Annotated in this window: 16 protein-coding genes; 7 read left to right on the plus strand and 9 right to left on the minus strand. The window is 71.6% G+C overall.

Annotated elements, in window-relative coordinates; genetic code table 11:
* Window positions 1–38: 38 nt before the first annotated feature.
* The gene (locus ABZT74_RS18940; protein WP_356436292.1) at window positions 39–3,272 is read right to left on the minus strand and encodes a protein kinase; all 3,234 of its coding nucleotides are present in this window, start codon (window positions 3,270–3,272) and stop codon (window positions 39–41) included.
* Between the two features lie 170 nt (window positions 3,273–3,442).
* The gene (locus tag ABZT74_RS18945; RefSeq protein ID WP_356436367.1) at window positions 3,443–5,644 is read right to left on the minus strand and encodes a serine/threonine-protein kinase; all 2,202 of its coding nucleotides are present in this window, start codon (window positions 5,642–5,644) and stop codon (window positions 3,443–3,445) included.
* 251 nt (window positions 5,645–5,895) lie between these two features.
* Here ABZT74_RS18945 and ABZT74_RS18950 point away from each other — a divergent pair, with 251 nt between their 5' ends.
* Window positions 5,896–6,972: a serine hydrolase domain-containing protein gene (locus tag ABZT74_RS18950; RefSeq protein ID WP_356171169.1), complete on the plus strand. Its 1,077-nt coding sequence runs from the start codon at window positions 5,896–5,898 to the stop codon at window positions 6,970–6,972.
* Window positions 6,973–7,114: 142 nt separating this feature from the next.
* Here the strand turns inward: ABZT74_RS18950 and ABZT74_RS18955 are convergent, their stop codons facing one another.
* Entirely contained in the window at window positions 7,115–8,821 is a 1,707-nt protein-coding gene (locus ABZT74_RS18955) for a glycerol-3-phosphate dehydrogenase/oxidase (RefSeq protein ID WP_355876978.1), read from the minus strand.
* Between the two features lie 269 nt (window positions 8,822–9,090).
* Between ABZT74_RS18955 and ABZT74_RS18960 the strand changes: the two genes are divergently transcribed.
* The 3 genes from ABZT74_RS18960 (at window position 9,091) to ABZT74_RS18970 (ending at window position 11,329) form a co-directional block, all read left to right on the plus strand.
* Complete coding sequence (locus tag ABZT74_RS18960; protein WP_355876980.1) at window positions 9,091–10,299, plus strand: nucleotide sugar dehydrogenase; 1,209 nt, start codon at window positions 9,091–9,093, stop codon at window positions 10,297–10,299.
* Window positions 10,300–10,454: 155 nt separating this feature from the next.
* Complete coding sequence (locus ABZT74_RS18965; RefSeq protein ID WP_356171172.1) at window positions 10,455–11,060, plus strand: hypothetical protein; 606 nt, start codon at window positions 10,455–10,457, stop codon at window positions 11,058–11,060.
* A gap of 2 nt (window positions 11,061–11,062) precedes the next feature.
* Window positions 11,063–11,329 carry a hypothetical protein gene (locus ABZT74_RS18970; RefSeq protein WP_356171175.1) on the plus strand — a complete coding sequence of 89 codons (267 nt, stop codon included), beginning with the start codon at window positions 11,063–11,065 and terminating at the stop codon, window positions 11,327–11,329.
* A gap of 80 nt (window positions 11,330–11,409) precedes the next feature.
* Here ABZT74_RS18970 and ABZT74_RS18975 read toward each other — a convergent pair whose 3' ends face one another.
* The 4 genes from ABZT74_RS18975 to ABZT74_RS18990 all read right to left on the minus strand — a co-directional run bounded on the left by ABZT74_RS18975 (window position 11,410) and on the right by ABZT74_RS18990 (window position 15,906).
* Window positions 11,410–12,534 (minus strand): GuaB3 family IMP dehydrogenase-related protein, encoded by a 1,125-nt coding sequence (locus tag ABZT74_RS18975; RefSeq protein ID WP_355876986.1) that lies wholly within the window; start codon window positions 12,532–12,534, stop codon window positions 11,410–11,412.
* Between the two features lie 137 nt (window positions 12,535–12,671).
* Window positions 12,672–14,180: an IMP dehydrogenase gene (gene guaB, locus ABZT74_RS18980; RefSeq protein WP_355876989.1), complete on the minus strand. Its 1,509-nt coding sequence runs from the start codon at window positions 14,178–14,180 to the stop codon at window positions 12,672–12,674.
* Between the two features lie 270 nt (window positions 14,181–14,450).
* Entirely contained in the window at window positions 14,451–15,026 is a 576-nt protein-coding gene (locus ABZT74_RS18985) for a sigma-70 family RNA polymerase sigma factor (protein ID WP_081218935.1), read from the minus strand.
* Window positions 15,027–15,294: 268 nt separating this feature from the next.
* Window positions 15,295–15,906, minus strand: a complete 612-nt coding sequence (locus ABZT74_RS18990; RefSeq protein ID WP_003948568.1) for a response regulator transcription factor — start codon at window positions 15,904–15,906, stop codon at window positions 15,295–15,297.
* Between the two features lie 390 nt (window positions 15,907–16,296).
* On the opposite strand from ABZT74_RS18990, the gene ABZT74_RS18995 reads away from it, so the two are divergent.
* A complete protein-coding gene (locus tag ABZT74_RS18995) occupies window positions 16,297–16,632 on the plus strand; it encodes a WhiB family transcriptional regulator (protein ID WP_356171178.1) in 336 nt (111 codons plus the stop codon).
* A 49-nt stretch (window positions 16,633–16,681) separates the two neighbouring features.
* Here the strand turns inward: ABZT74_RS18995 and ABZT74_RS19000 are convergent, their stop codons facing one another.
* The gene (locus ABZT74_RS19000) at window positions 16,682–17,578 is read right to left on the minus strand and encodes a LysR family transcriptional regulator (protein ID WP_355876995.1); all 897 of its coding nucleotides are present in this window, start codon (window positions 17,576–17,578) and stop codon (window positions 16,682–16,684) included.
* 79 nt (window positions 17,579–17,657) lie between these two features.
* On the opposite strand from ABZT74_RS19000, the gene ABZT74_RS19005 reads away from it, so the two are divergent.
* Together ABZT74_RS19005 and ABZT74_RS19010 are read left to right on the plus strand one after the other, a co-directional pair.
* Complete coding sequence (locus ABZT74_RS19005; RefSeq protein WP_356171180.1) at window positions 17,658–18,326, plus strand: MOSC domain-containing protein; 669 nt, start codon at window positions 17,658–17,660, stop codon at window positions 18,324–18,326.
* A 108-nt stretch (window positions 18,327–18,434) separates the two neighbouring features.
* Entirely contained in the window at window positions 18,435–19,208 is a 774-nt protein-coding gene (locus ABZT74_RS19010) for an SDR family oxidoreductase (protein ID WP_355877001.1), read from the plus strand.
* Between the two features lie 118 nt (window positions 19,209–19,326).
* On the opposite strand, the gene groL is transcribed toward ABZT74_RS19010, so the two are convergent.
* A complete protein-coding gene (groL, locus tag ABZT74_RS19015; RefSeq protein ID WP_355877004.1) occupies window positions 19,327–20,955 on the minus strand; it encodes a chaperonin GroEL in 1,629 nt (542 codons plus the stop codon).
* Window positions 20,956–21,084 lie beyond the last annotated feature (129 nt).

Here is a 21,084-nt window from a genome sequence, read left to right on the forward strand (position 1 = left end):
CGGGTCGTGAGACCGTGTCGGACGGTCAGCGGGCTTGCTCAGCCGGTGACTTGGTAGGTGTCGGCGGCCTGCTCGTACAGCCGGGTCACCTCGTCGCGCTCGGCCTCCGGGCCGCGCAGCTGCACCACGTGGTAGTGGCCGCCGACGATGATCGCGAGGTTGCGTACGTAGAGCGAGCGCCCCGCCGAGTCCTGCCAGGTGAACTGTCCCTCGGCCATCACCCGGCCGCCCACGTCGATGCGCCGCATCCCGCTGGACGTGGCCCACGTCGAGTCACGGAAGGGCTGCAACTCCTTCTCGCTCTCGCGCTGGTACGTCATCGGGTCGCTGCCGAACGTGCTCGTGCCGTCCCGGCCGGGAACGACGATCAGCTCGAAGTCCCCGTGGGAGTAGACGACCTGGCCGCGTCCGTTCTTCGGCGTACGGACCCAGCCGCCCGCCACGGCGACCCGGAATCCCGCGGGGTCCTTGCGGAGCGTGAAGCCCTGCGCCACATCAGGATCGTCCGTACTGCCGCCGGAGGTCGAACTCGCCTTCCCCGAAGGGCTCTTGTCGGCCGACGGCGAGGTCTGGTCGGGTCGCGGCTCGCTGCTCGCGTCGGTGCCGCCACTGGTGTCGGGGGCGGGGCTGACCTGCCCGACGGCACCGGTGCCCTGGTCGTCCGTGCCGCCCTCACCGGACTTGGGCAGGAAGACCATCGCGTACGCGACCGCCGCGACCAGCAGGAGCAGCACCAGCAGGACCAGGTTGCGCCCCAGGCTCCGCGGCTTGCCGGAGCCCTCCCGCTTGGCGCGCTTGTGCCGGGCGTGCGGGCTGGTCGCGGGCAGTCCGGCGCGGCGCCTGCGCACCAGTTCGCCCCGCCGCCGGACGATCGGCAGCCGGCTCGGGTCGACGGGCGGCGCGGCCACGACATGCGCCCCGGCCTCGGGCTCCGGCGCGGAGCGCACCAGCGACCGCAGCCAGCCGCGCAGCTCCTCGAAGTCCAGCCGCTCGGTGGGGTCCTGACGCAGCAGCGACTCGACGACGGGCCGCAGCGGGCCGCACTCCTCGGCGAAGGCGGGCGGCTCGGCGCACACCAGCTGGACCAGTTCGGCCGTGTTCTCCTCCGGGTAGGGCGCGTGGCCCTGTACGGCCCGGAAGAGCAGGGCGCCCAGCGCCCACAGGTCGGTCGCGGGTCCGATGGGGGCCGCCAGCTGCCAGTTCTCGTGGACGGGTCCGGCCTGCTCCGGCGCCCAGCGCTCGGTGACCGGCCCGACCACGGCCATCCGTGCCTGCCGCGCCCGCTCGGCGGCGAGCGCGGTGGCCGGGCCGCGGCGCGGCGGCGCACCGGCGACCAGCTCACCCCAGCCACCGCTCGCGCCCTGCGTGCCGCGCGAGGCGGGGACGGCGAGCTCGGGAGCTCCGGGAGCGCGGGTGTGATCCGGGACCGGCGCGGCCGGGGAGGCACCGGGCACCCGGGTGTGGCCGGAGTCCATGAAACCACGCTGCTGACCCGGGACGTGAGTGGCGCGGAGGCCACCGGGTCCGTGGCTGTCGTCGGGGATCCAGCCCTCGGGAACCCGGTCGCCCTGCGTCCGGCCGCTGTCGGGGGCGCCCGCGGACCCGGGCACGCCGGGACGGCCGCCGTACTCCGTGGCGGAGGCCTGCTGCGCCGGTCCCAGCGCGGGGTTGGCGTAGCCGGTGGCCCCCGGGTCCGGCCTCCCGGCCGTTCCGCCGGGCAGTGGGGGGCGTCCCTGGCCGGCGTCCCCGCCGTTGCCGCCGCCGACGGCTCGCGCGGAGCGCGGCTGCGCGCCGTGCCAGCCGGCACCGCCGACCCCGTACGGGTCGGCTATCTGACCGGGGGGCGCGGTGGGCGGACGCTGTTGCCCGGCCTGGGCGGGCAGTTGGGGCACGCCGTACGCCTGGGTCTGCTGCGGATCGGCCGAGGGGCCGTACCCCTGGGCCTGCCGGGGGTCCGACGGGTCGTACTCCTGGCCCTGCTGCGCCGGGGCAGCGGTGTCGTACTGCCCCTGCTGACGGGGTTGCCCGTACGGACCCTGCCGGGGCTGCTGCCCGTGCGCCTCGGTCTCTCCGGTCCGCTCGCCGCCGGCCTCGGGCCGGGGTGCCGGAAGGGCGAGCGGGTCGCCCCGCTGTTCCTCCTGCACGCGGGCGGCGGCACGCGCTCCAGCGCGGTACGCGGCGATGGCTCCGGCGCGCGCCGCACGGATGTCGCCTCCGGGACCGTCCGCCCGGCCGCCCGCCTCCGACGCCTCGGCCGGTCCGCCGGGCTCCGTCCGCCGGGCTGTGGGACGGGCGGGGCCGCCCGCTTCGAGAGCGCGCGGGCCCCGGGCGGGGGCTCCTGGTGCGGGCCGGCCCGGTACGGGTGTGCCCTGCTCGGCGCGGGCCTCGATGGCCGCGCGGCGGGCTTCCTCCGCGGCGGCGCCGGAGGTGGCCGCGACGGCGACCCCGTGCGCGGTGCCGCCTCCGAATCCGATCCCGCCCGCGGGGCCGTGCCCGCGCGGACCGCTCCGGTCACCGGCGCCGCGCTGCGCTCCCGGTCCCGCCTGGCCGCCGGGCCCCGGCTGTCCCGCGGCCCCCGCGAAGCCGCGTCGTGCGACGCTCTCGGTGCCCGTCCCCGCTCCGGGACCGGAGCCGGGCCCGGCACCGAGGTCGTCCTCGCGGACCGGCACCGGGTCGTACCCGCACAGCGCCTCCTCCGCGGCTCCCGCCGCGAGTCCGGTCAGCAACACCCTGCCGTCGTCGCAGACGAGAACCGTGCGCGCGGTGATGTTCCGGTGCACCCAGCCGTGCGCGTGCAGGACGCGCAGCGCGGTCAGGACGTCGGAGGCCACCTCGGCGGCGCGGTAGGGGCTGAGCGGCTTCTCGGCGAGCAGGGCCGCCAGCGACCTCGCGGGCACCAACTCGCTGACTATCCACAGCGACCCGCCCTCGGCGAACACGTCGAAGACCTGGTCGAGACGGGGGTGGTCGGGGATCTGCGCGGCGGCCTGGGCGGCCTCGATCGCCCGCCGCACGGCCGGCTCGGCGGGCCGGCGGGTGGTGCGCGCGGACGCCCGCCGGGCTCCGCCGTCCCGCGCGACGAACCCCTCGGGCAGGCCGTCCGCGTCGAGCATCTCGGCCTCGACGACCTCCGGCAACGGCACCTGCCGCACCAGGACTTCCTGCCCGCTGTACGTGTCGAAGGCCCGGCTCTCGGCGAGTTCGTACTCGTCGGACGGCGGCAGTGGCAGGCGGTAACGGTCCGCGAGTACTCGTCCCGCGTATTCGTCCACGATGCCTCCCCCAGCCGACCGGTCGGTCAATTCCGTTCGCCCTGCGTCCCGTTACGGCTTCGTACGGTCCGCAACCACTCACGATACGTGCCCGAGGCAACCCGCAGAGCGGTGATGCGAGATCTCAGGCCGTCCATCCGTGGCGGAACGTCACCTCGGCGAGCGGTACGTCATGACTTCGGCTGGAACGTCTGACTCAGCGTCTTCCACGTCTCCTTGCGCAGAGTGCTGTCCCAGGCGGAGGCCTTCGCCGTGTACATCAACGCGTACCCCTGATGCGCGTTCACAACGAAACCTCGGTCTATCGACCGGTACTTGGTGCCGCCGTCCACGTAGGTGAACTCCCAGTCGGCCGTGTTCCAGCCGCGGTAGTCCACCTTCTCTATGCGCAGGCGCGTGTACTGGGAGCGCGTCATGTAGCGCTCCTGATTCCGCCAGTCCGCGACCGGGTCGTCCTTGGGCGTCGTCGTCCAGCCGACGAGGAGCTTCTGTCCGTCGGGCCCGGAGAACCGCGCCCCGGCGGCGTCCGCCGACTGGTACTTCCAGCCCTTCGGCAGTCCTATCGAGAACCCTTGACCGCTCTTGTACGTCGACTCCGCCGTGGAACCGGACGTTTTGCCGTCGCCGCCCGAACCGTCGGACGCGCCCGCGCTCGGATCCGACGTGGTGCCCGAGGACTCCTTCGAGCCGGAGCCGGAGTCCGAGCCGGAGCCCGAGGTGTCACCGCTGTCGGTGTGCTCGGAGTCCTTGCCCTTGTCGTCGCTCTTGGTGTCGCCGCCCTTGCCGCTTCCGGCGCTCGCTCCGCTGGACGCGGCCGGCTTGGCGCCGCCCTTGTTGTCCTTCGTGCCGCTGTCGTCCCCGCCGCCGAGGGTGAGGGCCAGCACGGTGCCGAGCACCGCCAGCGCCACGACCACGGCGATGATCACCAGCGTGCGCCGCGGCACGACGTCCGTCAGCGGCGCCCTCGGCACCGGCCGCGGCGGCCGCTCGGGGGCAACCGGCCAACCGGATCCGGAGGTGGTGCGCGTACCGGCGGCACCCGCCGCACCGGCATCCCCGGACGAACTGGAGTTCACCGACGAACCGTCACGACCGGTGTCCTCGGCCTTGTCCGACGCCGGCCCGGGCAGTCCCGCGGACGGGGACGCCACCGCGACGTCAGCGGCTGCGGCTGCGGCTGCGGCTGCGGCCGAACCGGACGCGATGTCCTTGCTCTTGCTCTTGCTCTTGCCCTCGTCGGAACCAGACGTCGCGGACGCGTTGCGCGCACCGGAGGTCTCCGACCCGCCCGTGCTCTTCGCACGCGTCGTCGCCGCGGCGGTGGCGGCCCCGGCCGCCGACGCGGCCTTGCGCACCGACCTCAGCGCCCCGCGCAACCGCTCGGACGCCTCCTCGCCCTTCCGGGCTCCGGAATCCTTACCGCTGCCCGAACTCCGCCGTCCCAGACCCTGCTCAGGAACCGGCGGCAGGGTCACGACCTTCGTCGCGTCCATCGGCTCCGGCTCGGCGGCCTTCGGCTCGGGCTCGCGCAGCACCTCGTTCAGCAGGGCGCGGGCGCCCGCGTCGTCGAGCCGCTGCTCGGGGTCCTTGGCGAGCAGACCATAGATCAGGCTCTCCAGCGGGCCCGCGTTCTTCGGCTGCTCCACCGGCTCCGTCATCACGGCGGTGAGCGTCGCGATCGCGGAACCCTTGTCGTACGGCGGCACGCCCTCCACCGACGCGTACAGCAGTCCGCCCAGCGACCACAGGTCGGCGGCGGGCCCCGGCTTGTGACCGCGCGCCCGCTCGGGCGAGATATAAGAGGGCGCTCCGACGAGCATGCCGGTCGAGGTGATGGACGGGTCGCCCTCCACCTGCGCGATACCGAAGTCGGTGAGCACGACCCGGCCGTCGTCGGACATCAGCACGTTCGACGGCTTCACGTCCCGGTGCAGGATGCCCTGGCGGTGCGCCGCGCGCAGCACGTCGAGGATGGCGAGGGCCACCTCGGCGGCACGCTTCGGCGTGAGCACGCCGTCCTCACGGATGGCCTCGGCGAGGGACTTGCCCTCGATGAGCTCCATGACGATCCAGGGCCGGTTGTCCTCGTCGACCACGTCGAAGACGGTGACCGCGCCGGTGTTCCGGATCCGCGCGATCGCCTTGGCCTCCCGCAGCGTGCGCGTGATGAGCCGGCGCTTCTCGTCGTCGTCGATGCTCGACGGGAACCGCAGCTCCTTCACGGCGACCGTGCGGCCCAGGGTCTCGTCCTGCGCGCGCCACACCGTGCCCATGCCGCCGCGGCCGAGAACATCCCCCAGCCGGTACCGCCCGGCGAGGAGACGTTCGCTCTTGTCCTGACGGGATGCTCCCGCCCGCTCCGCCTCCGACATGCGTCCCCTCATGCAACCCGCCCTGACAGAGCCTTCATTGTCCCTCACCCGACAAGTGCCCGACGCCCTGGGGGCCCCTGGAACCGCAACAGCTCAGCCAGTGAGACGTCCGGCCCCCGCCGACGCCCTCACAGCAGTCACACCCCGCCCAGGGCGACCGTCCGGCCCCCGCAGCCCCGCACACGCGTCCCACCTGGCCTCCCGCACAGAAACGTCCCCCATGATGGGCCGCGACAAGGAGGTCCTGGCCGATGCCGCAACCCCGGACACCTCGGACACTCCTGGCGATACCCGTGTCCCTGGCCCTCCTCGGCATGGCCCAAACCGGCCTGCTGGAACCGGTCCTCGCCTCCTCGCAGGGCCCCGTCACCCCGGCCTCGGACACCGCCCTCGCCCGCCTGGTGACCCGCGGCGGTGCTCCGGCCGCCGCGCTGCTCGCCGACGAGGGGTCAGATTCACGCTTCGCGAGCGCGGGTGACGGCATCGCCCGAGCCGACCACTTCCGCGCGGGAAGCATCACCAAGACGTTCGTCGCGACGGTCGTCCTGCAACTCGCCGCCGAACACCGCTTGTCCCTGTCCGATTCCTTGGACGACCACCTGCCCGAGCTGGTGCGCGGCGTGGGCAACGACGGCCGCCGCATCACTCTGCGCGCCCTGCTCCGCCACACCAGCGGCCTCCACGACTTCACCTCGGACACCGGGGGCACGGTCCCCCTGACACCGCTTCAGGCCGTACGTCTCGCCATCACCCATCCCTCCAGCGGCCGCGGCCGCTTCGCCTACTCGAACACCAACTACGTCGTGCTCGGCATGGTCGTCGAGCAGGTCACCGGCCGCTCGTACGCGTCCGAGGCCGAACGCCGCATCATCACTCCCCTCCGTCTGACCGGCACCTCCTTCCCGGGTGCCCGCGTCTCCCTTCCCCTGCCGCACGGACGCGCGTACACCGCGGACGGCTCCGACGTCACCGAGCTCGACCCGCGCGTGGCCGGCGCGGCGGGTGAGCTGGTGAGCACGCTCGCCGACCTGGACCGCTTCTACGCGGCACTGCTCGGCGGCGGGCTGCTGCCCTCGCACTGGCTGCGCGAGATGCTCGACACCCGTGCCGCACACGGCGCGTACGGCATGGGGCTGTTCCCGGTGAAGCTGCCGTGCGGGACCACGGTGTGGGGACACAACGGCCGCATCTCCGGCAGCTACGTGCGCAGCGCGGCCACCCTCGACGGTCGTCGTGTCCTCACCTTCCGGGTGAACACGGGCGGGGTCACGGACCCGGCACTCGAACCGGCCGTGCTCGCCGCCGAGTTCTGTCCCCGCACCCCGTAGAACGGCCGGCCCGCGGGCGAAGATCCCAGCTCACGGCACACTTTCGAGTGACAGGAGCGGGAACCGGCGGGCAACGACCGTGCGGGCACGGGTGAGGGGCGGCTCCGTCGGGAGGCCGCCCCTCACCCGTGTCCCACGCCGGTCAGAACGACACGATCTCCGGCGCTCCCAGCCGCGCCGCGTCCGCCGTCAGGTCGTCCGGCTGACGCTGCGACTCGCGCTCGGCCTCGACGCGCTTCTGGTAGTGCTCGACCTCGCGCTCGATCTGGTCCTTGTCCCAGCCGAGGACCGGCGCCATCAGCTCGGCGGCCTCGCGGGCGCTGCGGGTACCGCGGTCGAACGTCTCGATGGAGATGCGGGTGCGCCGGGTCAGCACGTCGTCGAGGTGACGGGCGCCCTCGTGCGAGGCGGCGTAGACGATCTCGGCCCGGAGGTAGTCCTCGGCGGCCGGCAGCGGCTCACCGAGCGTCGGGTCCTCGACGATGAGGTCGAGGAGTTCCTCGGCGAGCGACCCGTAACGGTTCAACAGGTGTTCGACGCGCACCACATGGAGGCCGGTGCGGGCCGCGATCCGTGCTCGCGCGTTCCACAGCGCGTGGTAGCCCTCGGCTCCCACCAGCGGGGTCTCCTCGGTGACGCATTCGGCGACACGCTGGTCGAGCCCGTGCACCGCCTCGTCCACGGCGTCCTTGGCCATCACGCGGTACGTCGTGTACTTGCCGCCCGCCACCACGACGAGTCCCGGCACCGGGTGGGCCACGGTGTGCTCGCGCGACAGCTTGCTGGTGGCGTCGGACTCCCCGGCCAGCAGCGGCCGGAGCCCCGCGTACACGCCTTCGACGTCGTCGCGGGTGAGGGGGACGGAGAGCACCGAGTTCACGTGCTCCAGCAGGTAGTCGATGTCGGCGCTGGACGCCGCCGGGTGCGCTTTGTCGAGGTCCCAGTCGGTGTCGGTGGTGCCGATGATCCAGTGGCGGCCCCACGGGATCACGAAGAGCACGGACTTCTCGGTGCGCAGGATCAGTCCCGTGGAGGAGTTGATCCGGTCCTTCGGCACGACGAGGTGGATGCCCTTGGATGCGCGGACGTGGAACTGACCGCGCTCCCCGACCATCGCCTGGGTGTCGTCGGTCCATACACCCGTCGCGTTGACGATCTGCTTGGCGCGGATCTCGTACTCGCCGCCGCCCTCGACATCGCGCACCCGGGCGCCGACGACCCGCTCGCCCTCGCGGAGGAAGCCGGTGACCCGGGCGCGGTTGGCGACCTTCGCGCCGTACGCCGCGGCCGTGCGCACCAGGGTCGCGACATAGCGGGCGTCGTCCATCTGGGCGTCGTAGTACTGGAGGGCGCCGACCAGGGCGTCCTTCTTCAGGGCCGGGGCGACGCGCAGGGCGTGGCCGCGGGAGAGGTGGCGGTGGGTGGGCAGGCCGCGTCCGTGGCCGCGGGCCATCGACATCGCGTCGTACAGGGCGACGCCCGAACCCGCGTACAAGCGCTCCCAGCCCTTGTGCTGCAGGGGGTACAGGAACGCGACGGGCTTCACGAGGTGCGGCGCCAGCCGTTCGAGGAGCAGGCCGCGCTCCTTCAGCGCCTCACGCACCAGCGCGAAGTCGAGCATCTCCAGATAGCGCAGCCCTCCGTGGATCAGCTTGCTGGACCTGCTCGACGTCCCGGAGGCCCAGTCACGCGCCTCGACCAGGCCGGTGGACAGGCCGCGTGTCACGGCGTCCAGAGCGGTGCCCGCGCCGACCACACCCGCGCCCACCACCAGCACGTCCAGCTCCCGCTCGGCCATTCCCGCCAGTGACTCGGCTCGCTCCGCCGGCCCCAGTGTCGCTGTCCTCACCGCTGCCTCCCGCTGTTGTCGCGCTGGCCGCACCTGCCGGGCGACGCCCGGCTCACATCCCCCCTGCCCAAGTCTGACCGTCTTGCCCCTCATCGGCCACCGTCCATCCTCAGCCTGTGGACAACACTCGGCGACTCGTAGGGAATCTTGGGCGGACAATCCCGCAAATCGGTCATATTTACTCCTAGTCTGACATTGCTCTCGCCCATCCTGTCCACAGGGCTTGCGCACCTGTCCCGCTTCGGTTACTGGGAAGGACGGCCCACTCCATGCCCGCAGACCTCGCCGTCATCGGACTCGGTCATCTCGGCCTGCCCCTGGCCCAGGCCGCTGTCGCCGCCGGCATCTCCACGGTCGGCTACAAAACGGGGCCGGAAGGCGGCTCCCTGACCCCCGCCGAGCTGCGCCGGATGCTCTCGGGAGGCTTCCGGACGACCGCGAACGCGGCCGAGCTGGGCCGCGTCCGCACCGCCGTGATCTGCGCGCCGACCCCCCGGGGCGCGGACGGCAGCCTCGACCTCGCCCAGGTGGAGACCGCGGCCCGCACCCTCGCCGCCCAGCTGCGGCCGCACACCACGGTGATCATGGAATCGGCCGTGCACCCCGGCACGACGGAGGACTTCCTCCGTCCGCTCCTCGAATCCGGCTCCGGCCTGCGCGCGGGGCGCGATTTCCACCTCGCGTACTCGCCCAGCCGCGTCGACCCCGGGAACCGCGACATCACCCCGGCCGGCACACCGAAGGTCATCGGCGGCCTCACGCCCGCGTGCACCGAATCGGCGGCCGCCTTCTACGGGCGCCTCACCGACAAGGTCGTACGCGCGCGTGGCCCGCGTGAGGCGGAGACCGTGCAGGTCCTGGAGACCAACTTCCGGCACGTGAACATCGCCCTCGTGAACGAGATGGCCGTGCTCTGCAACGACCTCGGCGTCGACCTGTGGGACGTCATCCGGTGCGCGGAGACCAAGCCGTTCGGCTTCCAGGCGTTCCGGCCCGGGCCCGGCGTCGGCGGCCACGGGATCCCCCAGGACCTCGCGGGACACTCCGGCCGTCCCCTGCGGATGGTCGAGCTGGCCCAGCAGGTCAACAGCCACATGCCCCAGTACGTCATCCAGCGCGCCGCCACCCTGCTCAATGAGCACGGCAAGTCGGCCCGCGCCGCGCGCGTGCTCCTCCTCGGCGTCACCTACAAGGCCGACGTCGCCGACCAACAGGGCGCCCCCGCCCACGAGATCGCCGTACGCCTGATGGAACTCGGCGCGTCCGTCAGCTACCACGACCCGCACGTCCCCGCCTGGAGCGTCCTCGGCCGGCCCGTACCCCGCGCGGACTCCCTCTACGAGGCCGCGGCCGACGCCGACCTGACGATCCTGCTGCAGCAGCACCGCACCTACGACCTGCAAGGACTGTCTGTGAAGGCCCAACTCCTCCTGGACACAAGAGGAGCGACCCCGACCGGCGCGGCACACCGGCTCTGACCCGGGAAATTCCCCTCACGGATTGTCACTCCCGCCTGCTAATCTGCGGCAGCTCTCGCACACAAGTGCGCCCGCGCCCCGGGCGTCCCGCACGTGTGCGCGAACGCGTCCAGCGCACCACACCGGTGCGCTCACATCCCTGGGGGGGATCCCACATGAGCCAGACCACGCCGCCGCCCGGTCCGCCGGTCGACAACCCGTACGCCGGCCAGCCCGCCGCGCCCGTCGAGAACAACCCGTACGCGGGTCAGCCCGGCCAGCCGACCGCGCCGCAGCAGGGCTTCCCGCAGCAGGCCGGTCCGCAGGGCGCGCCCCAGCCGGGCTTCCCGGTCGCGCCCGTCGCCCCGGCCGCACCGGTGCGCAACAACCTGGCGCTCGGCGCCGTCGCCGCGCTCGGCGCCGGCCTGATCTCCGCGATCCTGTACGGCGTCATCATCGGCGCCACCAAGCACGAGATCGGCTACGCGGCGGTCGGCGTCGGCTTCCTGGTCGGCATCGCCGCGGGCCGCCTCGGCGGACGCAACCAGACCCTGCCGGTCCTCAGCGTCATCGTCTCGGTCGCCTCGATCTACCTCGGCCAGCTGATCGGCGAGGCCATGATCGGCGCGAAGCAGCTCGGTGTCGGCTTCAACGAGGTCTTCTTCGATCACTTCGACGTGGTCCAGGAGGCATGGAAGGCCGAGGCCGACCCGCTGACCTTCGTCTTCTTCGCGATCGCGGCCTACGTGGCGTTCCGGAGCACGCGCAAGGCCGGGCTCTGAGGATGCCCAGCTATGTGTTCCTGATGGTGCTCGGCCTGCCGGCGACGGTGGCCGGGTGCTGGGTCGCCTTCAACGTGCGGGGTTCCGCCACAGCGATGGAAGCCTCCCAGCAGCGCGGCCACGACCTGCGTGCCGCGTCGACCGGTGACCTCTCGGAGCCGGTCAGATGGGTCACCGCATTCGGCTTCCGGGCGTTCGGGACGGCCGTCGGCCTCGGCGGCATCGTCCTGATGCTGGCGAGCGTCGCCGAACTGCTGACCAGCGGCTGACGGACTCCGCGGACACGAGAAGGGCCCGACCACCGGACGGTGGTCGGGCCCTTCTCACCTACGGCGTGCGAGCGCCGGAACTACCGCTTGTGCTGCGAGTCCGCGACCGTCACCTCGACGCGCTGGAACTCCTTGAGCTCGCTGTAGCCGGTGGTCGCCATCGCCCGGCGGAGGGCACCGAAGATGTTCATCGAGCCGTCCGGGATGTGCGACGGACCGGTGAGGATCTCCTCGATGGTGCCGACGGTGCCGAGGTCGACCTTCTTGCCGCGCGGCAGCTCCTCGTTCACCGCCTCCATGCCCCAGTGGTGGCCGCGGCCCGGCGCGTCGGTGGCGCGCGCGAGCGGGGAGCCCATCATCACCGAGTCGGCGCCGCAGGCGATCGCCTTGGGGAGGTCGCCGGACCAGCCGACACCGCCGTCGGCGATGACGTGCACGTAGCGGCCGCCGGACTCGTCCATGTAGTCACGGCGGGCCGCGGCGACGTCGGCGACCGCGGTGGCCATCGGGACCTGGATGCCCAGGACGTTGCGCGTGGTGTGCGCGGCGCCGCCGCCGAAGCCGACGAGGACGCCGGCCGCGCCGGTGCGCATCAGGTGCAGGGCCGCGGTGTACGTGGCACAGCCGCCGACGATCACCGGGACGTCCAGCTCGTAGATGAACTGCTTCAGGTTCAGCGGCTCGGCGGCACCGGAGACGTGCTCGGCGGACACCGTCGTACCGCGGATGACGAAGATGTCCACGCCCGCGTCGACGACGGCCTTGGAGAACTGCGCGGTGCGCTGCGGGGACAGCGCGGCGGCGGTGACGACCCCGGAGTCGCGCACCTCCTTGATGCGCTGGCCGATCAGCTCCTCCTTGATGGGAGCCGCGTAGATCTCCTGGAGGCGGCGTGTCGCGGTCTCCGCGTCCAGCTCGGCGATCTCGTCCAGCAGTGGCTGCGGGTCGTCGTACCGCGTCCAGAGGCCTTCCAGGTTCAGGACGCCCAGGCCGCCCAGCTCGCCGATACGGATCGCGGTGGCCGGTGAGACGACCGAGTCCATCGGGGCCGCCAGGAAGGGCAGGTCGAAGCGGTAGGCGTCGATCTGCCAGGTGATCGAGACCTCCTTCGGGTCCCGCGTACGGCGGCTCGGGACGACGGCGATGTCGTCGAAGGCGTACGCCCGACGGCCGCGCTTGCCGCGCCCGATCTCGATCTCAGTCACGTTGTGGCCTTTCCCTCTTCGCTTCTGCGCCTCCCAGTATCCCCGACGCCCACGACAAGGGCGGCCCCGGAACCTTCCGGGGCCGCCCTTGTCGGGGTGCCACGCACGCGTGGCGCCCGTCGAACGCTGGTGCGCGCCTACTTGTTGCGGCTGTAGTTCGGTGCCTCGACCGTCATCTGGATGTCGTGCGGGTGGCTCTCCTTGAGACCCGCCGAGGTGATGCGGACGAAGCGCCCGCGGTCCTGGAGCTCGGGCACGGTGCGGCCGCCGACGTAGAACATCGACTGGCGCAGACCGCCGACGAGCTGGTGGACGACCGCGGAGAGCGGGCCCCGGTAGGGCACCTGGCCCTCGATGCCCTCGGGGACGAGCTTCTCGTCGGAGGCGACGCCCTCCTGGAAGTAGCGGTCCTTGGAGAAGGAGCGCTGCTCGCCACGGGTCTGCATGGCACCCAGGGAGCCCATGCCGCGGTACGACTTGAACTGCTTGCCGTTGATGAAGAGCAGCTCGCCCGGCGACTCCTCGCAGCCCGCGAGCAGCGAGCCGAGCATCACCGTGTCGGCACCCGCGACCAGGGCCTTCGCGATGTCGCCGGAGTACTGGAGGCCGCCGTCGCCGATGACCGGCACGCCCGCCTCCTTGGCGGCGAGCGACGCCTCGTAGATCGCCGTGACCTGCGGGACGCCGATGCCGGCGACGACGCGGGTCGTGCAGATGGAGCCCGGGCCGACACCGACCTTGATGCCGTCCACGCCCGCGTCGATCAGTGCCTGCGCGCCGTCGCGGGTGGCGATGTTGCCGCCGATGACGTCGATGCCCGAGGAGTTCGACTTGATCTTGGCGACCATGTCGCCGACCAGACGGGAGTGGCCGTGGGCGGTGTCGACGACGATGAAGTCGACGCCCGCCTCGATCAGGGCCTGGGCGCGCTCGAAGGCGTCGCCCGCCACGCCGACGGCCGCGCCGACCAGCAGGCGGCCCTCGCCGTCCTTCGCCGCGTTCGGGTACTTCTCCGCCTTGACGAAGTCCTTGACGGTGATGAGGCCCTTGAGGACGCCCGAGTCGTCGACCAGCGGAAGCTTCTCGATCTTGTGACGGCGCAGCAGCTGCATCGCGTCGTTGCCCGAGATGCCGACCTTGCCGGTGACGAGCGGCATGGGCGTCATGACCTCGCGCACCTGGCGCGAACGGTCGGTCTCGAAGGCCATGTCGCGGTTGGTCACGATGCCCAGCAGCTTGCCGCCGCCGTCGGTGACCGGCACACCGGAGATGCGGAACTTGGCGCAGATCGCGTCGGCCTCGGTGAGCGTGGCGTCCGGGTGCACGGTGATCGGGTCGGTCACCATGCCGGACTCGGAACGCTTCACGAGGTCGACCTGGTTGGCCTGGTCCTCGATGGAGAGGTTGCGGTGCAGAACACCGACGCCGCCCTGGCGGGCCATCGCGATCGCCATGCGCGACTCGGTGACCTTGTCCATGGCGGCGGACAGCAGCGGGATGTTGACCCGGACGTTCTTCGAGATGTGCGAGGCGGTGTCGATCTGGTCGGGCGCCATGTCCGACGAGCCCGGCAGCAGCAGCACGTCGTCGTAGGTCAGCCCGAGTGTCGCGAATTTGGCGGGCACTCCGTCGACGTTGGCAGTCATGACACCTTCCCCAAATGGCCTTGATCGGTGCGGATGTCCATGCTAACGGGAAGCACGGCTCTCTCATTCCACGGTTCCGGGTCAGCACCGGCTTCGTATGTTCGTACGGGTATTCCGTCATCCGTGTTCAGACCGGTGCCCGGAGGGGCTCCTGGGGCACGGCAGAGGGCCCGGCCGTGGGGCGCCGGGGCGGATTCCGTGCGGGTCGCCGCGTCCTGCCCGTGCCGGGAAAGAGACTCACCGCACACGAAGGACGAGGGGGGGGGTTTCCTACTGCTCGGCGAGGGCGCGGAGCCGGCTCAGGGCGCGGTGCTGGGCGACCCGGACGGCGCCCGGTGACATCCCCAGCATCTGACCCGTCTCCTCGGCCGTGAGGCCCACCGCGATCCGCAGCAGGAGCAGCTCGCGCTGGTTCTCGGGGAGGTTGGCGAGGAGTTTCTTGGCCCACTCGGCGTCGCTGCTGAGCAGCGCGCGCTCCTCAGGACCGAGGGAGTCGTCGGGACGCTCCGGCATCTCGTCGGAGGGAACGGCCGTGGACCCCGGATGGCGCATCGCGGCGCGCTGGAGGTCGGCGACCTTGTGCGCGGCGATGGCGAAGACGAACGCCTCGAAGGGGCGCCCGGTGTCCTTGTACCGCGGAAGGGCGAGGAGTACGGCGACGCAGACCTCCTGCGCCAGGTCCTCCACGAAGTGCCGCGCGTCGCCCGGGAGCCGGGACAGACGGGTGCGGCAGTAGCGCAGTGCGAGGGGGTGTACGTGGGCGAGCAGGTCGTGGGTCGCCTGTTCGTCGCCGTCGACCGCGCGATGGACGAGCGCACCGATCCCCGTCGTCTCGTCTTCGCGCATCGGTCCATGGTGCCTTGACGCCGAAGCGTCCGCGGCACCGCGTCCGTAGTTGTGCACCGAAGCGTTATGAGCAGGTGCGCCGGAACTCATCTCCTGCGCCCTCCCCTTCCGCTCGTCCGACTTGTCCCCGAGGAACTCCACACCTCAAGGATGCGGCATCCGCCGGGAAACGGGGATCGGACACCGAAGACACTCTCTTCGAGGGCCCGGCCCCACCCGCCGTCCGGCGGGTAGGGACTACTACGGTCATACCCCCGAGTCCGCTCACCTAGCGGACCAGGCCCCAGCGGAATCCGAGCGCGACCGCGTGCGCCCGGTCCGACGCGCCGAGCTTCTTGAACAGTCGCCGGGCGTGGGTCTTGACCGTGTCCTCGGAGAGGAACAGCTCACGGCCGATCTCCGCGTTCGAGCGGCCGTGGCTCATTCCTTCGAGCACCTGGATCTCCCGCGCCGTGAGCGTGGGCGCGGCGCCCATCTCGGCCGAACGCAGTCTGCGCGGCGCGAGCCGCCAGGTGGGGTCGGCGAGCGCCTGGGTCACGGTGGCGCGCAGCTCCGCCCGTGAGGCGTCCTTGTGCAGATAGCCGCGGGCGCCGGCGGCGACGGCGAGCGCCACACCGTCCAGGTCCTCGGCCACGGTGAGCATGATGATGCGCGCACCGGGGTCGGCGGACAGCAGCCGCCGGACCGTCTCGACGCCGCCCAGTCCGGGCATGCGTACGTCCATCAGAATCAGGTCCGAGCGGTCGGCACCCCAGCGGCGGAGTACTTCCTCGCCGTTGGCCGCCGTGGTCACGCGCTCGACACCGGGCACGGTCGCGACCGCGCGGCGGAGCGCCTCTCGGGCAAGCGGGGAGTCGTCGCAGACGAGGACGGATGTCATGGCCGCCCTCCGCAGCTGATGCGCGTCACCTTGAGCCTCCAGGCTGTTACGAATCGTCACCTGTGCGGTCGACACTCGCCGACGGATAGGACCGTCTGCCCGAGCGCTTGTTCCTTCGACCGCCTCCGTCCATCTCAACGATGGTCACCCGAAAGAGTTACGGGGCAGTCGGCCGTCATCGGCACTGTACGTGAGGGTGCGGACACGGTGGAGACATGCGCGCCGACCCTCAACGTTTCATCACAACCTATGCCCCATTTAGCCTGTTTTCTTCCCCTTTGCTGGTGTCTGCGGCTAGATTCGCAATGAGTCATATTTTCATCTCCTTAGATCGTAGATGTACGGTCGGTGGGCACAGAGCAGCCCAGAACGGCAACAAGGGGACACGCAATGGCAGATTTCTCACGCCTTCCCGGTCCGAACGCGGACCTCTGGGACTGGCAGCTCCTCGCGGCCTGCCGCGGGGTCGACAGCTCGCTCTTCTTCCACCCGGAGGGCGAGCGCGGTGCGGCACGGAGCGCTCGCGAGAACTCGGCCAAAGAGGTCTGCATGAGATGCCCGGTACGCGCCGAGTGCGCGGCGCACGCGCTCGCGGTGCGCGAACCGTACGGCGTGTGGGGCGGACTGACCGAGGACGAGCGCGAAGAGCTCATGGGACGGGCCCGCAACCGACTGGTGACGGCATCGGCCACCGGCAGCGGCAGCGGCTCCGCTTCGAACACTTGAAGGAACGTTTCTGCATAACGGGCGCTCCTGAGGGCACCCGTGCGGGTTCCTAGCGGGCGGCCGCCGTCGCGAGCCGGTCCAGCGTCGCGGCCACCGCCGGCACCTCGGCCAGGTCGGGGAGCGTGAGGGCCACGATCTCCCGCCGCACCGCGGGTTCCACCGTCACCGTGCGTGCACCCTTCGGGCGTACGGACTCGATCGCGAGTTCGGGGAGGACGGCGACACCCAGTCCCGCGCCCACCAGTCCGACCACGGCCGGATAGTCGTCCGTGGCGAAGTCGATGCGGGGCTCGAAGCCGGCGCCGCGGCAGACCTCGACCAGTTGGCCCCGGCAGCGCGGGCACCCCGCGATCCACGACTCGGCGGCGAACTCCCCGATGGAGACGGACTCCGCGCGCGCGAGCCGGTGCCGCTCGGGCACGAGCCCGACCAGACGGTCCGTCAGCAGCGGTCGTACGACGAGGTCGTCCCACTCCTCGACGCCCGGCGCGCCCTCGTACCGGAAGGCGAGCGCGATGTCGCAGTCGCCCGCCCGGAGCTTCTCGACGGACTCGGGCGGTTCGGCCTCCTCCAGGGAGACGCGGGTGCCGGGGTGGGCGGCGCGCAGGGCGGCGAGAGCTGTGGGCACCAGGGTGGAGCTGCCGCTGGGGAACGAGACGAGCCTGACCCGGCCCGCCCGCAGTCCGGCGATGGCGGCGACCTCCTCCTCGGCGGCGGTGAGGCCGGCCAGGATGCTCGCCGCGTGCCGGACCAAGGCCTCACCCGCCTGGGTGAGGCGCATCTCGCGGCCCGTGCGGATGAGCAGCGGGGTGCCGACCGACGCCTCCAGCGCCTTCATCTGCTGGCTGACGGCGGGCTGGGTGCAGCCCAGCTCGCGGCCTGCCGCCGAGAAGGAACCGGTGGTGGCGACGGCGCGCAGGACACGGAGATGACGGGCCTCGATCACTTTTCGAGCATAAGCCAGGCTTGGGTACGGCGCCGAATATGGCATCGACGCTTTGGAAGGGATCACTTAGCGTGGGGCCATGAAGCTTCTGTCGCTGAACGTGGGCCGGGCGCGGGCCGTCGACTACACGGACCACCCGGACGGCGTGACCGGGATCGACAAGCGGCCGGTCGAGGGGAGCGTGCGCGTGGCGGCTCCCGGCCCGAAGGGGAGCGCCGCGAGCGGGCTCACCGGGGACACCGTGTGCGACCTGCGCCATCACGGCGGCGACGACCAGGCGGTGTACGCGGTCGCGCGCGAAGACCTCGACGCCTGGGAGCGCGAGCTGGGACGCCCTCTGCCGAACGGCGTGTTCGGCGAGAACCTCACGACGGAGGGGCTCGACGTGTCCGGCGCGCTGATCGGCGAACGCTGGCAAATCGGTTCCGAGGTGGTCCTGGAGATCACGAGCGGCCGCATCCCGTGCCGCACCTTCCAGGAGCACCTGGGTGAGAAGGGCTGGGTCAGGCGGTTCACGCTGCGGGGCGCGCCCGGCGCGTATCTGCGGGTGATCGTGCCCGGTGAGATCCGTGCCGGGGACGCGGTCCGGATCGTCCACCGGCCCGCTCACGAGGTGACCGTCGCCGTCCAGTTCCGCGCGGTCACGACCCAACGGGAGCTGCTTCCGGACCTGTTGGCGGCCGGCGACGCCTTGCATCCGGAGGCGCGGGCGGCGGCGGAGAAGTACGTGGCGCAGTACGGCGGATGAGGTGGGCTCCGGGCCGGCCGGTCCGGGGTGAGGGGAAGTCGAAGAGCGCCGCCGGGCGTTGGGCGGCACCGGGCGCGGGGCTCCTGAACAGGTCACTAACCTTGCGCCATGACAACGGCTCTGATTACGGGATCGACCGCGGGAATCGGTGCCGCCTTCGCGCGGCGGCTGGCGGCGGACGGGCACAACCTCGTGCTGGTGGCACGGGACACGAAGCGGCTGCACGAGCAGGCGACGGAGCTGCACGACCGGCACGGCATCGAGGCGGAGGTACTGACCGCCGACCTGGCGACGGACCAGGGCATCGAGGCGGTCGCCGTCCGCCTCGCGGACCGCAGGAGCCCGGTCGACCTGCTGGTGAACAACGCCGGGTTCGGCAACAAGGGCCACTACCTCGACGTGTCGATGGCGGACGAGCTGACGATGCTCAAGGTGCACTGCGAGGCGGTGCTGCGGCTGACGTCGGCGGCGGCCGAGGCGATGCGTGAGCGCGGCCGGGGCGGCATCGTCAACGTCGCGTCGGTGGCCGCGTTCGTGCCGCGGGGGACGTACGGCGCGTCGAAGGCGTGGGTCGTGCAGTTCACCCAGGGCGCCGCGAAGGATCTCGCGGGCAGCGGCGTACGGCTGATGGCGCTGGCCCCCGGCTTCGTGCGGACCGAGTTCCACGAGCGGGCCGGGATGGGCACGGACAACATCCCGAACTGGATGTGGCTCGACGCGGACAAGCTGGTCGCGGCGGCGCTCGCCGACCTGGCGCGCGGCCGGACGCTGTCCATCCCCGACGCCCGGTACAAGGTGCTCATGGGGGTGGTGAAGGTGACACCGCGCGCGCTGCTGGGCGGGATCACGTCGAAGACGGGGCGCAAGTACGGCCCCCAGTAAGGGGATGACGACGTGAGTCGGGCTTCGTTAAGCGAGAAGGTCCCCGTTCCTTGAGGAACGGGGACCTTTTCACGCGGTCACGCCCCGGCGGGCGTGCCCGTGTTCACGACGCGGTGCGTCAGTGGGAGTGACCGTGGCCGTGGCCGTGACCGGCGTCGCCCTCTTCCTCGGCCGGCTTCTCGACGACCAGGGTCTCGGTCGTGAGGAGCAGGGAGGCGATGGAGGCGGCGTTCTCCAGGGCGGAGCGGGTGACCTTGACCGGGTCGATGACGCCGGCCTTGACCAGGTCGCCGTACTCACCGGTGGCGGCGTTGAAGCCCTGGCCCTTGTCGAGCTCGGCGACCTTGGAGGTGATGACGTAACCCTCCAGGCCGGCGTTCTCGGCGATCCAGCGCAGCGGCTCGACGGCGGCCTTGCGGACGACCGCGACACCCGTGGCCTCGTCGCCGGTCTTGCCAAGGTTGCCCTCGAGGACCTTGACGGCGTGGACGAGCGCGGAGCCACCACCGGAGACGATGCCCTCCTCGACCGCGGCGCGGGTCGCGGAGATGGCGTCCTCCAGACGGTGCTTCTTCTCCTTGAGCTCCACCTCGGTGGCGGCGCCGACCTTGATCACGCACACGCCGCCGGCGAGCTTCGCGAGGCGCTCCTGGAGCTTCTCGCGGTCCCAGTCGGAGTCCGTGTTCTCGATCTCGGCCTTGATCTGGTTGACGCGGCCGACGACCTCGTCCGAGCTGCCGCCACCGTCGACGATGGTGGTGTCGTCCTTGGTGACGGTCACGCGGCGGGCGGTGCCGAGCACGTCCAGGCCGACCTGGTCGAGCTTGAGGCCGACCTCCTCGGCGATGACCTGACCACCGGTGAGGGTGGCGATGTCGCCGAGCATGGCCTTGCGGCGGTCACCGAAGCCGGGGGCCTTCACGGCGACGGCGTTGAACGTGCCGCGGATCTTGTTCACGACCAGGGTCGACAGGGCCTCGCCGTCGACGTCCTCGGCGATGATCAGGAGCGGCCGCGAGGCGTTCGCCTGGATGACCTTCTCCAGCAGCGGCAGCAGGTCCTGGATGGAGCTGATCTTGCCCTGGTGGATGAGGATGTACGGGTCGTCGAGGACGGCCTCCATACGCTCCTGGTCGGACACCATGTAGGGCGAGAGGTAGCCCTTGTCGAAGGCCATGCCCTCGGTGAAGTCCAGCTCCAGGCCGAAGGCGTTGGACTCCTCGACGGTGATGACACCGTCCTTGCCGACCTTGTCCATCGCCTCGGCGATGAGCTCGCCGACCTGGCTGTCCTGGGCGGAGAGCCCGGCCACGGCGGCGATGTCGGACTTGTCGTCGATCGGGCGGGCCGTCGCGAGGAGCTCCTCGGACACGGCCTTGACCGCGGCGTCGATGCCCTTCTTCAGGAGGGCGGGCGACGCGCCGGCGGCGACGTTGCGCAGGCCCTCGCGGACGAGCGCCTGGGCCAGCACGGTGGCGGTGGTCGTACCGTCACCCGCGATGTCGTTGGTCTTGGTCGCCACCTCCTTCACCAGCTGGGCGCCGAGGTTCTCGTACGGGTCGTCGAGCTCGACCTCGCGCGCGATGGTCACACCGTCGTTGGTGATGGTGGGGGCGCCGAACTTCTTGTCGATGACGACGTTGCGGCCCTTGGGGCCGATCGTCACCTTCACCGTGTCGGCAAGCTTGTTGACGCCGCGCTCGAGGGCGCGACGGGCGTCCTCGTCGAACTTCAGGATCTTCGCCATGGGAGCGGTTCAGCCCTCTCGGAAAACTTGGGAGAAACGAACGGCGCCCCCAGCGCCCGGTTCATCAGAAGTAGCGGGGGCCAGGGGCGCAGTTCACTGCAATGCTTGGTGCGGGACTGTCCGGGGAAT

This window comes from Streptomyces sp. NPDC005302, from assembly GCF_040607345.1.
GTDB lineage: Bacteria > Actinomycetota > Actinomycetes > Streptomycetales > Streptomycetaceae > Streptomyces.